General features: G+C 63.0%; 1 protein-coding gene. It reads right to left on the reverse strand.

Annotation, left to right across the window (positions count from 1 at the left end):
- Window positions 1-246, reverse strand: a 246-nt coding sequence (locus tag SB764_RS43540; protein ID WP_410867245.1) for a hypothetical protein, incomplete at both ends; no start/stop codon positions are given.

The raw sequence follows: 246 nt of genomic DNA on the forward strand, positions 1-246 counted from the left end.
CGACTGAACCGCAAAGCCAGCCGGCAGCGAAACCGTGCCGCTGACCGGCGAATCTGTCGGAACGCCGTTCGAAGCAACAGCAGGAGCGCCTGCCGGTGCAGGCCGCGTCACCTTGTAGACAACCGCGCCGAAGACCGCCATAAGGCTCACGAACATGATGGCGCCGGAAACGATCTGCAGGCGAACCATCTTGCGCCGGACGCTTTCCATTGCCGGGTCAAGGGGCTTGTCTTCCTGATCGTCTGG

This window comes from Paraburkholderia sp. SIMBA_027 (genome assembly GCF_046535315.1).
GTDB lineage: Bacteria > Pseudomonadota > Gammaproteobacteria > Burkholderiales > Burkholderiaceae > Paraburkholderia > Paraburkholderia tropica.